This window comes from Rhizobium sp. BK379 (genome assembly GCF_014193955.1).
Lineage (GTDB): Bacteria > Pseudomonadota > Alphaproteobacteria > Rhizobiales > Rhizobiaceae > Rhizobium.
On the sequence record NZ_JACIAD010000006.1, the window covers coordinates 327,818 to 342,214 of the forward strand.

Annotated in this window: 11 protein-coding genes; 3 read left to right on the forward strand and 8 right to left on the reverse strand. The window is 60.5% G+C overall.

Features of this window, described 5'->3' with window-relative positions; genetic code table 11:
* Positions 1–7: 7 nt before the first annotated feature.
* The 4 genes from FHT93_RS25490 to FHT93_RS25505 form a co-directional block, all read right to left on the reverse strand.
* Positions 8–1,048 (reverse strand): LacI family DNA-binding transcriptional regulator, encoded by a 1,041-nt coding sequence (locus FHT93_RS25490; protein WP_113114519.1) that lies wholly within the window; start codon positions 1,046–1,048, stop codon positions 8–10.
* Between the two features lie 367 nt (positions 1,049–1,415).
* Complete coding sequence (locus tag FHT93_RS25495) at positions 1,416–1,721, reverse strand: hypothetical protein (protein ID WP_112546130.1); 306 nt, start codon at positions 1,719–1,721, stop codon at positions 1,416–1,418.
* A 193-nt stretch (positions 1,722–1,914) separates the two neighbouring features.
* Complete coding sequence (locus FHT93_RS25500) at positions 1,915–3,810, reverse strand: ABC transporter ATP-binding protein (protein WP_112546131.1); 1,896 nt, start codon at positions 3,808–3,810, stop codon at positions 1,915–1,917.
* Positions 3,811–3,834: 24 nt separating this feature from the next.
* Complete coding sequence (locus FHT93_RS25505) at positions 3,835–5,688, reverse strand: ABC transporter ATP-binding protein (protein WP_183850033.1); 1,854 nt, start codon at positions 5,686–5,688, stop codon at positions 3,835–3,837.
* A gap of 312 nt (positions 5,689–6,000) precedes the next feature.
* Here FHT93_RS25505 and FHT93_RS25510 point away from each other — a divergent pair, with 312 nt between their 5' ends.
* The 3 genes from FHT93_RS25510 to FHT93_RS25520 all read left to right on the forward strand — a co-directional run bounded on the left by FHT93_RS25510 (position 6,001) and on the right by FHT93_RS25520 (position 10,553).
* The gene (locus FHT93_RS25510) at positions 6,001–6,870 is read left to right on the forward strand and encodes an aldose 1-epimerase family protein (RefSeq protein ID WP_183850035.1); all 870 of its coding nucleotides are present in this window, start codon (positions 6,001–6,003) and stop codon (positions 6,868–6,870) included.
* 273 nt (positions 6,871–7,143) lie between these two features.
* Entirely contained in the window at positions 7,144–8,550 is a 1,407-nt protein-coding gene (locus tag FHT93_RS25515; protein WP_183850037.1) for an FAD/NAD(P)-binding protein, read from the forward strand.
* Positions 8,551–8,627: 77 nt separating this feature from the next.
* Positions 8,628–10,553, forward strand: a complete 1,926-nt coding sequence (locus tag FHT93_RS25520; RefSeq protein ID WP_183850039.1) for a PAS domain-containing sensor histidine kinase — start codon at positions 8,628–8,630, stop codon at positions 10,551–10,553.
* A gap of 8 nt (positions 10,554–10,561) precedes the next feature.
* Here the strand turns inward: FHT93_RS25520 and FHT93_RS25525 are convergent, their stop codons facing one another.
* From FHT93_RS25525 to cyoB, 4 genes are read right to left on the reverse strand one after another with little or no spacing between them, the layout of a single operon-like run.
* A complete protein-coding gene (locus tag FHT93_RS25525; RefSeq protein ID WP_183850041.1) occupies positions 10,562–11,320 on the reverse strand; it encodes an SURF1 family protein in 759 nt (252 codons plus the stop codon).
* A gap of 45 nt (positions 11,321–11,365) precedes the next feature.
* Entirely contained in the window at positions 11,366–11,767 is a 402-nt protein-coding gene (cyoD, locus tag FHT93_RS25530; protein ID WP_112968984.1) for a cytochrome o ubiquinol oxidase subunit IV, read from the reverse strand.
* Complete coding sequence (gene cyoC / locus FHT93_RS25535; protein WP_112546136.1) at positions 11,764–12,384, reverse strand: cytochrome o ubiquinol oxidase subunit III; 621 nt, start codon at positions 12,382–12,384, stop codon at positions 11,764–11,766. Before cyoC ends, cyoD begins: the two co-directional genes overlap by 4 nt.
* 6 nt (positions 12,385–12,390) lie before the next feature.
* Positions 12,391–14,394, reverse strand: a complete 2,004-nt coding sequence (cyoB, locus tag FHT93_RS25540; RefSeq protein WP_183850042.1) for a cytochrome o ubiquinol oxidase subunit I — start codon at positions 14,392–14,394, stop codon at positions 12,391–12,393.
* Between the last annotated feature and the right edge of the window lie 3 nt (positions 14,395–14,397).

The window sequence follows — 14,397 nt, forward strand, 5'->3', positions numbered from 1 at the left end:
AAGGGAATCAGGGTCTGAAGCTCTGGCGGATGATGAGCTCTGGAATGACCCGTTCATAGCCCGGTGACAAGTCCGGATTTGCCAAGCGCCGTTCCATCAGTTCGACGGCGCGCATCGCCATGACGAGCGGGTCCTGCCGGAAGGTCGTCAGCTGATAGCTGAGCCAGGATGCCTCGGGAACGTCGTCGAAACCGATGATGGCGACATCTTCGGGAACCCGCAGCTTCATTTCCTGCCGCACATGGTCCATCAGCCCGAAGGCGATCTGGTCGTTGGCGCAATAGACAGCGTCGGGGCGCACTTCTTTCGAAAACAGCGCGCGGCCCGCAGTAATGCCGCTCTCATAGTCAGAATCCGCACCGCGACCGATGAAGACCTCGGCGCCGAGCCCCTCTGCCGTCGACAGAAAGGCGCTTTCGCGCTCGATGATGCTGGGTGTACCGGTGTTGGAACCGGCGACCGCCAGCCGGCGCCGTCCGGCCTCGAAGAACATGGTCGCCGCCTTGCGGGAGGCCTCCGAATTGCCGGCGCGCACATGGTCTGCGTCCGGCTCGGAACGACCTATAACTACGAGTGGCTGCCCGTTGCGCTGCGCAAGCTCGAGGAAACTCGCCGGCGGCGAGCCCGACAGGATGATGATCGCCTCGGCGCGATGGCCGATCAACATCTTCTGGGCGGCCAGCAGCTCGTCCTCGGTCTGGCCGGTGTTGATGAGGATCGGAATACTGCCGCGCTGGATCAGGAATTTGGCAAGGGCGGCGGCGAGATGGGCGCGGAACCCGATCTCCGGTTTCGTGGCGACAATGCCGACGAGGCGGCTCTGATTGGCAAGCACGCCGCGCGCAAGATCGTTGACGTGGTAGCCGAGTTCCTCAGCCGCACGCAGCACCTTCTCCCGCGTCGCGGGCGCAACGCTTGCTCCCGGTGTGAAGGTGCGCGAAACGGCCGAGCGGGAAACGCCGGCAAGCTGCGCCACCTGTTCGGCGCTGACGAAGCGCATGCGCTCCTTCTTTGGCGCCTTGCCGTCGTTCACCGGACTATCAGTCATCGGCTTCCCTCAATCTCTCACGCACGACAAATTCCACCTTCTGGAATCAGCAGTCAGCATTGAAAACGGGTGTTGGGCGAGCCGCCTGCGTTCATTTCCATGGCGTTGCATAGGTACAACCATGTCGCACAGCCATGCAATTGACCAGGCCGACAACTAACGGCGGTTCTTTGCAGGCGAATGACAGATGAGGGTGTTCCAATTGGCGGGAATGGGTGGCAACTGGCGTGTCGCCGGCAGCTTTGGTCAATGCTGGAAAAGCATGGCCGGGATTGCAGTGCAATCCCGGCCGAAGGGGCGAGAGGCAGCGGCGATAACCGTAGATCAGGCCAACGCCGCTTTGGGCATCAGGCGATTCTTGAAGCCGTTAGTCGCAGACCCGCACGGTTTCGGTGTGATAGCCGCCATCATAGCGGTTGCGGACGTCACGATCTTCGTACCAGCAGCGCGGAGGCGGCGGGCCCGCATCATAATAACGGGGACCGTCGACATAGCGGGGGCCGCTGTTGACGATGGCGCCGCCGATCAGGCCGCCGACGACACCCGCTGCCAAGCCGCCGGCGATGGCGCGGCCGGTATTGTCGTGGTGATGATGGTCGCGGGCGGCAGCAGGCTGAATAGCCGAGCCCACAAGGGCCGTCGCAATCAACAGACTGCTAACAATTCTCTTCATAACATTCTCCTTAGTCGCAAATCGCCCCTATAGAACATAAAATGCTCCACGGCGGCGTTTGTTCGTTCAAATCTTGCACCTTTTGAGGCAAGCCGACCAATAAACGGCGCGCGGAGACCCAATTTCTGTGTTTTGCACTGAAATCCTCAGGGCGAAATCCGCCGGGTCAAACGCGCAATCGCAACTGGCGGCATCAGGTCGCCGATTCCGTTACTGTTTCTTCCAGCACGTCCTCGGGAATATCGTCGAAGGAGGCGTAGTTGAGGTTATAGAGCTTCGAGTAAAGCTTGCCGTTTTTCATGAGCTGCTGGTGATTGCCGCTTTCGACGATCTCGCCATTCTGCAGCACGATTATGCGATCGGCTTCGCGGATCGTTGCCAGCCGATGGGCGATGACGAGGCCGGTACGGTTTTCGAGCAGCTTCACCAGTGCCTTCTGGATCAGCATTTCGGTATAGCTGTCGATATTGGCTGTCGCCTCGTCGAGTACGAGGATCTTCGCGTCCGCCACCAGTGCGCGGGCAAAGGAGAGAAGCTGGCGCTGGCCGAGCGAAAGATTGCCGCCGCGCTCGCCGAGCATGCTGTCATAGCCCTGAGGCAGGCGCATGACGAAGTCGTGCGCGCCGACGGCCTTGGCGGCCTCGATTACCTGTTCGCGGGTGGCTTCCGTCTTGTGATAGCGGATATTCTCGAAAACGGTGCCGGTGAAGAGGAAGGGTTCCTGCAGCACCATGGCGATCTGCTGGCCAAGCGAATCCTGTGTCAGTTCGCGCACGTCATGGCCGCCGACAACGACCTGTCCCTGCTGCACCTCGTAGAATCGGTGGATCAACGACATGCAGCTCGACTTGCCCGAGCCGGTCGGGCCGACAAGGGCAACCGTCTCGCCGGGATTGACCCTGAAGCTTACGTGCTTGAGCACCGGATGCTTCGGATTATAGCCGAAGACGACATCGCGGAATTCGACGGAGCCGTCCATGTCGGGCGAAAGTACCTTGGCATCGGGAGCATCCTTGATGTCGACCGGCACGTCGAGCACGTCGGTCAGCCGCTGGCCTGACGCCATTGCGCGCTGCATGACCGAATATTGCAAGGTCAGAGAACGGATCGGGTCGAAGAAGCGCTGGATATAGAAGAGAAAGGCGACAAGCACGCCGACGTCGAGCGCCTGGTTCAACACGCGCGCACCACCGACGACAATGACGAGCGCCATGGCGATACCGGTCAGCGTATCGACAATCGGCACCATGATCTGCGCGTAACGGGCTGCGGTCAGATGCGTCAGCAGGTTGGCATGCGCCTTGTCGTCGTAAAGCGTGAAGTTGACCTCCTGCCGGTCCATGCTCTGGACGGCGCGCACGCCATGGATCGCTTCGGCCAGAGCGCCGTTCGCCACCGAATTGGTTTCATGCGCTGCCATGAAGGATTTGCGGGCGAGCGGCAGCCAGAACAGGCGCACGACGAAGAGAACCGGCAGTACGGACAGCGTCAGCAGGCCGAGCTTGAAGTCGAGATAGAGCATCACGAAGACGATGCCGAAGAGCAGGAAGATATCGCCGACGGACAACACGCAGGTTTCCAGGAATTCCTGCATCGAGTTGACGTCGCCCTGCAGGCGCGACATCAGCCGGCCAACCTCGGTCTTGTCCATGAAGGAGAGGGAAACGCGCTGGAGATGGGAGAACATTGCCTTGCGGATATCGAAGAGCACGTTTTCCGCGACGCCGCCGACCAGCGTTTCCTGAAAATAGCTGGCCCCGTAGTTGATGAGGATCGCGATCAGGAACGCGCCGATCGCCAAGGTCAGTGCGGAACCATTGTCATCGGGCTGCATGCCATGGTCGATCGCGTAGCGGATGATCAGTGGAATGAGAAGCTGCATGCCGGTAAAGACCAGCACCGAAATCACCGACAGGACGACATCACGCCGGTAGGGATGCACGAAGGCCCAGATTCGCTTGACGATATTGGAATCGAAGACCTTGCCGAAGATTTCCTCTTCGACACGCTGCGAACCGACGACCGCCCTTGGCGGGCGTCTGCCATCCTCGCGAACGTCTGGACGCTCGGTTTCCAGTTCCTCGGCCATCTTGTTTCCTCCTGCGCCGGTTTCTTACGCGCTCAAAGCGTCGTCGCCCGGTCGCACCTGCAGATCGTAAAGTGCCTTGTATCGGCCGCCGAGCGCCAGGAGCTCATCATGCGTGCCCTGCTCGACGATGCGGCCGTCCTCGATGAAGAAAATCTTGTCGGCATGCATCAGCGAGCTCAGACGATGGGCAACGATGATCGTCACCCGATCGGCGGCGTAGCGGCGCATGGCGCTGCGAATGCGCTGCTCCGTTGCCGCATCGATTGCTGCGGTCGAATCGTCGAAGACCATCACGGCTGGCTTCAGCATCAGAGCACGGGCGATCGAGAGCCTCTGGCGCTGGCCGCCCGAAAGCGAGACGCCGCGTTCGCCGACGACCGTGCCGTAGCCGGTCGGCAGGCCGAGCACGTAATTGTGGAGTTGTGCGCTTTCGCTGGCGCGCTCGATACGGCCTTCCTTGGCCCAGGGGTCGCCATAGGCGATGTTGTTTTCGATCGTCGTGGTGAAGAGGAAGGAATCCTGCTGTACGACGGCGACAGAGCGGCGCAGCGACTGCAGCTTCGCCTTGCGGATATCCTGCCCATCGATGGTGATCTTGCCGGCAGTCGCATCATAAAAGCGCGGGATCAGATGGGCGAGCGTCGACTTGCCGCTACCCGGCGGGCCGACGATCCCGATTGTCTCGCCACGCCTTGCTTCGAAGCTGACGTCATGGAGCACTTCATGCATCGGCGAGGCCGGATAGGCGAAGCTGACATTCTCGAAGCGCAGCGTGCCGTCGGTGACCGCCAATTCCTTGGCATCCGGCGCATCGCGCACGGCAATTTCGAGGTCCAGCAGTTCGAAGAGGCGCGTGCCGCAAGTCGAGGCGCGGGCGAAGGCGTTGACCATGAGGCCGAGCTGGCGCACCGGCATCTGCAAGATGGTCATGAAAGTCAGGAACGAGGCCAGCGTACCAACGGTGATCTCGCCGGAATGCACCTTGCCGCCACCGATCCACAGCACCAGGCCCATCGCCACAAAAAAGGAAAAGGTCATGGCACTGGTATTGATGACGCGGATACCGACGCGCTGGTGGGCAAGTTCCAGCGCATTCTTCGAGGCTGCTTCAAATTTCGAAAGCTCGTGATCCTGTGCTGCGAAGGCGCGAACGACACGAATGCCGCCGAGATTCTCTTCCATGATACGCGTCAGCACCGACAGCCGCTGCTGCAGGTCGAGCCAGGTGGCACGCAGGCGAAGCTGGGTGATTGAGGAGCGCCAGCCGACAAAAGGAACGAAAGAGAGCGCCAACAGCCCAAGCACGACGTCAGTCGACAGGAGCATATAGGCACCGATGCCGATCAGCATGGAGAGAAGGAAGACGCGCACGAGCGCCGTCGAGAAATACATACGAACGCCTTCCAGATCGAGCAGGCCGACAGTGATGAGGTCGCCCGAATGCACGGTGTCGTGGAAGGAAAAAGAGAGACGTTGGATCTTTTCATAGCAGGCAAGGCGCAGCTCATAGCCCATATGGTGGCCGACCGCCTCGCTGTAATAGTTCTGGATCATCGTGAAGATGCCGCGGAGCACACTGGCGCCGAGCAGCAACAGCGCCGTCGTCAAAAGCGCATCCTGTGCCTGCTGTCCAAGCGTGCCGCCGTGAAGCGCCACCTGCGTATGGTCGACCGCCTGGCCGAGCAACCGGGGAATCAGAAGCTGGAAGGTTGAGGCGATCAGGGTCGCGCCGATGGCAAGACCTGCTTGCCAAGGATGGCGGAAGGCCATGACGGTGATGCGGAACAGTGTGTAGAGGCCCTTGCCCCACCCTGCCGCGGTTGCAAGCGCCATCGAAGCCGAAGGCTTCGTCGCGCGTATGGACGCATCGCTGCTCACGGTATTTTTCCAATAGATGTGTGCTCGGACCAAGCGAGCCCGGAAAGACGGCAAATCCATGAAGGGATTGATAGCGCACCCACATTTGCCGATTCCGACAGGGGGTTCAAGTAAAGAATTCACCAGTTGGTTATTTTTACGTGAGCCTTCCTCGCGTTGAACGGTAACGCTACCGCCACACCCAGCTGACTACGTGCCGCAGGCGGATTCGTCTGCCGGAAAACGAAAGTCTCGGCGCTGTGCATCGCCAGTGGAAATCCATGTGGCGCGCATGTATGGTCCGCTCGCCAACCAGCACGAAGAGGGCGTTCGATGTCATCCACGGTCCGGATCGCAAATCAGTTTCTCACTGTCGACGTTTCCTCGCTCGGCGCCGAAATGCAGGCGCTGACATCAAGCGACGGCCGCTCCTGGGTCTGGAACGGCGACGCCGCCTTTTGGACCGGCCGTTCGCCGATCCTGTTTCCGATGGTCGGCAAGGCGCCGAATGACGTTCTGAAGGTTGCCGGTCACAGCGCCCCTATGGGCCAGCACGGCTTTGCCCGTCGCAGTGAATTCGCGCTGGCATCCTCGTCCGAAGCGAGTTGCCGCTACGAGCTTGCTGCTTCAGAGGCAACGAAGGCGGTTTATCCCTTCGATTTCCTGCTGGCCGTCATCCATAGTGTCGAGGGTCGGGCTTTAACCGTTGCCGCCGAAGTTACCAACCGCGATAACCGGCCGATGCCTTTCGGTATCGGTTTTCATACCGCTTTCCGCTGGCCGCTGCAGGATGCTGAAAACAAGCCGCACACGGTCACGCTGGACAATGGAGCCGAGCCGGCGCTCGTCCGCCTTGAGGGCGGCTTGATCTCGCCGAAGAAACTTGCTTCACCTTTTGTGGCAGGCAGGCTTGTGCTCGACCATTCCATGTTCGAGCAGGATGCCATGATCTTTCCGGAAGGTGCAGGCCCCGGTCTGCGTTATGGAGCCGAGGGCGGTCCGTCCATGCATTTCAGCTTCGAGAACCTGCCCAATCTGGCGCTCTGGACCAAGCCCGGCGCGCCTTTCCTCTGCGTCGAGCCCTGGCACGGGACGGCTGCCGAAAATGGCGGTTCTGACGACCTTGAGGGACGCCCTTACACCAAGGTGCTTGCACCGGGCGAAACGACGCGCTTTTCCTACACCGTCGAAATCCTCGCATAGGCGGGCTCGTTTTCCGTTTTGGATCAGGGTGTTGGGCAGGTGGTAAAATAAACCTCTTGCCACATCGAGCTTTTCACGCTTTCATACACGACTAGTTTAATAGACTATGCGGCTGGGATGAGGGTCTCGTCCAGCCAGGCCGGTTTCCAATGGAACCCGAGCCGGTGGTGAACGTTTTGCGTGGCCGCGTGAACCTGCCCAACGCATGACCTCGGACGTCCTGCGTTGAAACCTTGATCGAAACACATGCGGATGAGCCGCAAGGGAGTTGAGATGACGGTTCAGGGACTTTTTTCGAGTAAGGCGAGTGCGGCGGCTCAGATTTCCGCCGTGCCGCGTATTGCGATCGTCGGCCGCGGCTTTTCCGGCATGATGATGGCGGTGGCGTTGATGCGCACCGTGCGCACGCCTTTTCACCTCCAGCTTTTCGATCCGAACTCCACGGTGAACGGCGGCCAGGCGTTGGCGTCTGCAAGGTCTTCGACCATCCTCAATACGCGTGTGCGTGATCTCTCCGTTTCGCTTGGCGATCCCGATGATTTCAACGACTGGCTTTGTAGCAACGCCGAATTCCGCGCCGCCGTGCCGGCCGCAATTCCCGGCTTCCGGCAGATCTTCGTCCCCCGTGAAATCTTCAGCGACTATGTCTACCAACGCTTTTCAGAAGCACTCGCCGCCCGCCGGGATATCACCGTCCAGGTCTGTCACGATCCGGTCGTGGCAATTCGCAGGAGCCACGGCAGCCGATTCGTGCTTGAAAGCGCAAATCCATCCAATCCGCTTTTCGATACCGTGATCCTCGCGACAGGCTACGGCCTGCCTCGACCCGAGGTCGACGAGCCGGAGGTGTCGCCGGTCAGGGCGCAGCGTCTCGTCGCCCGGCCGCATACGGTGATGCTCGGCAGCGGTATCAGGGTCGTGGACCAGCTGCTGCAGCTTCGCGATGCTGGCTATACCGGCCAGGTGACAATCATTTCGCGACATGGTTTCCTGCCGCAGAGCCACACGCCGAATTCCGCCGATCCGGTTTTTCCGGCCGAAGCGCTGCCGCAAAACCTGCCGGACATCGTTAGTTTCATCCGTCAGGCCTGCCGCGAAGCGGAAGAGGAGGGGCGAAGCTGGCAGTCGGTCATGAACGGCCTTCGCAAGCATGCCCGCTCGCTCTGGCGGTCGCTCCCAGCCCGTGAGAAACGGCAATTCAACCGGCATCTGCGGGCGATCTATGACAGTCACCGCAACCGCCTGCCGGAGGCGATGCATCTGCGCCTTCAGCGGGAACTTGCCGAAGGTCGTACAGTGCTCAGGCGTGGCCGCGCCGGGCGCAGAGGTCTCAGCGGCCTGTTCTTCACGCCGGCCGGTTCGTCGAGCGAAGAAGTCATCCATGCCGAACGTATCGTCGATTGTCGCTGCCATGCGCCTGATCTTTCCGCTCCACTGATTCAAAGCTTGCTGGCGGCGCGCCTTGCCATGCCTGACGAGCTCGCGCTTGGCCTGGCTGTCAATGCCCGCGGCGAAACGTTCCTGGACGACGGCTCGTCGATCGATGGGCTATTTGCGGTCGGCCCGCTTGGTCTCGGCAGCCTGCCGGACATCGATCTCGTGCCCGAAATCGTTACGCAGGCCTACGCGGCCTCCGATCGAATTGCGGAGCGCTTCTATCCACGAAGCCAGGCGGTTTAGCGAAATTCGTCACTTCCTTTGGAACCATCTGCCTGGGCCGGCGTTATGCTGCGCTGGTAATTCGTTTAGAGGGGCAGATGGAAGCCGTGGATCGATATGACGCGTCTCTTCAAGGCGAAGGGCGTTTTCGTCTCCTTGTCGATGCGATCACCGACTATGCGATCTACATGCTCAGCCCCGAAGGTTATGTGACGAGCTGGAATTCGGGCGCTCAGCGTTTCAAGGGCTATCGCGCCTCGGAAATTCTCGGCCAGCATTTTTCCCGGTTTTATCTGGATGCCGATCGGGAGGCTGGATTGCCTGCACGCGCGCTCAGAATCGCCGCGACGGAAGGGCGCTTCGAGGGGGAAGGCTGGCGACAGCGCAAGGATGGTACACGCTTCTGGGCGCATGTGATCATCGATCCGATCCGAGATTCCTCCGGTGAGCTGATCGGCTTTGCCAAGATCACCCGCGATCTGACGGAGCGCAAGGCGGCCGAGAACGCGCTGAAGCGCAGCGAGGAGCAGTTTCGTCTGCTCGTCCAAGGCGTCTCCGATTACGCCATATACATGCTGGATCCTGAAGGCCACGTAGCAAGCTGGAATTCCGGCGCCGAGCGCATCAAGGGTTATACCTCGGAAGAGATTATTGGCCGGCATTTCTCCACCTTTTACACCGACGAGGACCGCCTCAACGGATTGCCGGCGCGGGCCCTGGCCACTGCGAGCCGGGACGGGCGCTTCGAAAGGGAAGGCTGGCGAGTGCGCAAGGACGGCTCGCGCTTCTGGGCGCATATCGTCATTGATGCGATCAAGGATGATTTCGGCGATATTATCGGTTTTGCGAAGATCACCCGCGACATCACCGAGAAGATGGAGACCCAGCGTGCACTGGAGCGGACTCGTGAGGAGCTTTTCCAGGCACAGAAGATGGAGGCGATCGGCCAGTTGACCGGTGGCATCGCGCACGATTTCAACAACCTCCTGATGGCGGTGCTCGGGAGCCTCGAAATCCTCAAGAAGCGCATGCCGCAGGATCCTGCTCTGTCGCCGCTTGTCGACAATGCCATGCTCGGGGCGCAGCGTGGTGCGGCGCTGACCCAGCGCATGCTCGCCTTTTCCCGCCGACAGGAGTTACAGGTCGAAAAGATCGATGTCTCCGCGCTCTTGCGCGGCATGATGGACATGGTCTCGCGTTCCCTCGGTCCGATCGCCACGCTTGAGACCGAGTTTCCCGAGAGCCTGCCGACGATTGCGACCGACCCGAACCAGTTGGAGGCGGCGGTGCTCAACCTCGTCGTCAATGCCCGCGACGCCATGCCTGGTGGCGGGCCTATTCGGATCAGAGCCACTGAGGAACTCGTGCCTGACGGCGGTACAATGCCGGCCGGCCACTATGTATGTGTCGCCGTTGCCGATGAGGGCGAAGGCATGAGCGACGAGACGCTGAAGCAGGCGGTGACTCCGTTCTTCACGACCAAGGGCATCGGCAAGGGAACGGGTCTCGGGCTCTCGATGGTGCAGGGGCTCGCTGCCCAGTCCGGCGGCAGGCTCGTGCTGAAGAGCCGGCTCGGTGAAGGCACGACAGCTGAGCTATGGTTTCCTGTTACCGGAGCCGAAAGCATCGTTAAAGAACCTGAACAATTCGTGCCGGAAGCCGCAAAGAACTCACGGTCGCTGCGCATCCTCGCCGTCGACGACGACGGGTTGGTTCTGATGAACACCACGCTCATGCTGGAGGATCTCGGCCATACCGTAATCGAGGCGATGGCCGGTGCTGACGCGCTCGACATTCTTCGCATCGAAAACGTCGATCTGGTAATCTCCGATCATGCCATGCCGCGCATGACAGGCTCGCAGCTTGCCGTGGCCATTCGCAACGAATGGCCCGATATGCCGATCATACTCGCGACCGGTTTTGCAGAGATTCCCGAGGGCTCCGGCATCACCGACATACAACGGCTCGGCAAGCCCTTCTCGCAGGCGCAGCTGGCAGAGGCGATCAATCGCATTGCCCAATAAACGCCTCGCTAAGAGGCTCTGCGGATTCTGATCTCGCTCCGTATGATATAGGCCAGGAGCCCCGCCACCATGAGCGCCAGCACATACCAGGTGATGGCGTAAACAAGGTGGTTGTTGGGGAAATCGAGTACTGTCAGTCCACCCACGGGCACGCCACCGGCATTGGGCGTCGCGTCCGCGTCGATGAAGAAGGGGGCAACGTTCGAAAGACCGCGCTTCCCGGCAATGGCCGTGACATCGCGCGAATACCACCGATCGGAAGCCGGATCATTGGAACGGAGCAGCATGCCCTTCGGCTCTGTCATGCGCATCAGTCCGGTGACCCTGGCCTGTCCGCCGAGCTCGCTTTCCGGTCGCGAGGCCGGATCGCGGCGATCAGGTGGGACAAAACCGCGATTGACGAGGATCGCGCTTCCATCCGCGAGCCTCAGCGGCGTCAGCACCCAATAGCCGCTGCCGAGCGCTGTCGAGGCCGTGACCAGCGTTTCCTTGTCGTTCTCGAAAATGCCTGATGCCGTTACCCGCCGGTATTCATCATCGGCGGGATTGACCTTGTTCCAGTCGGCTTGTGCGGGCGGCGCGACGGGCTGAGCATGGACGCGCGCATCGACGCGGGCGATCAGATCGAGCTTCCAGGAAAGGCGATAGACCTGCCAGGTGCCGAGGGCGATCAATGCGGCGGCGAGAGCCAGAAGCCCAAATCCCAGGATCGCAAGGGTGACGGGCGAACGCTGCCTGTCCGGATGGTCGGAAGAGATATCGCTCATTGACAACCGCAACGGGCGGCGTTGCCGCCGCCCGCTCCTTTGCCGTTACGGCATGTTTTTCATCATTTCAGGGCTCATCGGCATCATGTTCGTATTCAGGTGATACATGACCCAGAGCGAGCCCGAGAGCGCGATGGCGACGATGATGATCGTGAAGATCAGCGCCATGATCGTCCAGCCGCCTTCCGACTTCGTGTTCATGTGCAGGAAGAAGATCATGTGAACGACGATCTGCACGGCGGCGAGCGCCATCACCAAAATGGCAGTTACGGTATGGTTTTCGAAGACGCCGCCCATGACCAGCCAGAAGGGAATGGCGGTCAGGATGACGGACAGGACGAAGCCCGTCATGTAGCTCTTGAAGGTGCCGTGGCCAGCCTGATGTCCGTGGCTGTGGCCGTGATGAGCCTCGTGGGCATCCTCATGTACGGGTGCTTGCGAACTCATCCGAGAACTCCCATCAGGTAGACGAAGGAAAAGACGCCGATCCAGACGACGTCGAGGAAGTGCCAGAACATGGAAAGGCACATGAGGCGTCGGCGGTTGGCTTCGATCAGACCATGCATGGACACCTGCACCATCAGGGTCACCAGCCACACGAGGCCGAAGGTCACGTGCAGACCGTGTGTGCCGACCAGCGTGAAGAAGGACGACAGGAAGGCGCTGCGCTGCGGGCCGGCGCCCTCGTGGATCAGGTGCACGAACTCGTAGAGTTCGAGGCCGATGAAGGCTGCACCGAAGAGGCCGGTGATTGCCAGCCAGAACAGCGTTTCCGCCTTCGCGTTTCTCTCCATTTGCAGCATGGCGAAGCCATAGGTGATGGAGGAGAGCAGCAGCATCGAGGTGTTGATGGCCACCAGCGGCAGATCGAAGAGATCGGCCGGCGACGGACCGGCCGCATAGTTACGGCCGAGCACGGCGTGAGTGGCAAACAGCACCGAGAAGATCAGGCAGTCGCTCATCAGGTAGAGCCAGAAGCCCAGATTGGTGCTGTTCTCCGGATGATGATCTTCGGTGAGGTAGAATTCAGGCTTCTCGGCCGTGTCGATAGTATGATCGCTCATGGTCTCTTACACCTGCTCGGCAAGCAATTGCGTGCGCTTGCCTTCCGTTTCGGTGACTTCGTCCGAGGGGATGTAGAAGTCGCGCTTGTAGTTGAACGTGTGGCCGATCGCGACGACCAACATGGCGACGGCGGAGAGCACGACCATCCACCAAATGTACCAGATCAGGCCGAAGGCGAGCGTAATGCTGAAGGCCGACAGAATCGCACCAGTGCCGGTGTTCTTCGGCATGTGGATCGGCTTGAAGCCGCCGAGCGGGCGCTCGTAGCCGCGGTTCTTCATGTCATACCAGCTGTCATGATCGTGCACGACCGGCGTGAAGGCGAAGTTGTAATCCGGCGGCGGCGAAGAGGTCGACCATTCCAGCGTGCGGCCATCCCATGGATCACCGCTGTCGTCGCGCAGTTCTTCGCGCTTCCTGAAGGAGACGACGATCTGGATCAGGAAGGACGCGATGCCGAGAGCGATCAGCCCGACGCCGAAGGCAGCAATGATGAACCAGATCTGCAGCGACGGATCATCGAACTGGCTCATGCGACGGGTGACGCCCATCAGGCCAAGGATATAGAGCGGCATGAAGGCGAACCAGAAGCCGATCTGCCAGAACCAGAAGCTCATCTTGCCCCAGAAGGGATCGAGCTTGAAGCCGAAGGCCTTCGGGAACCAGTAGTTCACGCCGGCGAACATGCCGAACAGGACGCCGCCGATGATCACGTTGTGGAAATGCGCGATCAGGAACAGCGAGTTGTGCAGCACGAAGTCTGCAGGGGGAACGGCAAGCATGACGCCGGTCATGCCGCCGATGACGAAGGTCACCATGAAGCCGACCGTCCAGAGCATCGGCACCTCGTAGCGGATACGGCCGCGATACATGGTGAAGAGCCAGTTGAACATCTTCGCCCCGGTGGGGATCGAAATGATCATCGTGGTGATGCCGAAGAACGAGTTGACGGAAGCGCCCGAACCCATCGTGAAGAAGTGGTGCAGCCACACGAGGTAGGACAGGATCATGATCACGCAGGTGGCGTAGACCATCGACGCGTAGCCGAACAGGCGCTTGCCGGAGAAGGTCGCAACCACTTCCGAGAAGATACCGAAGGCCGGCAGGACGAGGATGTAGACTTCCGGGTGGCCCCAGATCCAGATGAGGTTGATATACATCATCGGATTGCCGCCGAGGTCGTTCGTGAAGAAGTTCGTCCCGGCATAGCGGTCGAGCGACAAGAGAGCGAGCGTTGCGGTCAGGATCGGGAAGGAGGCGACGATCAGGATGTTGGTGCAGAGTGCCGTCCAGGTGAAAACCGGCATCTTCATGAAGGTCATGCCCGGCGCGCGCATCTTCACGATGGTGGCGATCAGGTTGATGCCCGATAGCGTGGTCCCGACACCGGCGACCTGCAGGCCCCAGATATAATAGTCGACGCCGACGCCGGGACTATAGGCGGCACCCGAAAGCGGCGGATAGGCGAGCCAGCCGGTCTGGGCGAATTCGCCGATGAAGAGCGAGATCATGATGATGATCGCGCCCGCCGTCGTCATCCAGAACGAGAAGTTGTTGAGGAACGGGAAGGAGACGTCGCGCGCGCCGATCTGCAGCGGCACCACGAAGTTCATGAGGCCGGTGACGAAGGGCATCGCCACGAAGAAGATCATGATGACGCCGTGGGCGGTGAAGATCTGGTCGTAATGGTGCGGCGGCAGGTAGCCTTCGTTGCCGTTGAAGGCGATCGCCTGCTGGCCACGCATCAGAAGCGCGTCGGAGAAGCCGCGCAACAGCATGATGACGGCCAGAATCACGTACATGATGCCGATCTTCTTGTGGTCGACACTGCAGATCCAGTCGCGCCAGAGCGGACCCCAGAACTTGAAATAGGTGATGACGCCGAGCACCGCGATGGCGCCGATGACGACGCCGATAAACGTCACGACCAGAATCGGCTCGTGATACGGGATCGCGTCGAGGGTTAACCGGCCGAAGATGAACTTCAGGAGGTCAGGATTGGAAAACATGGA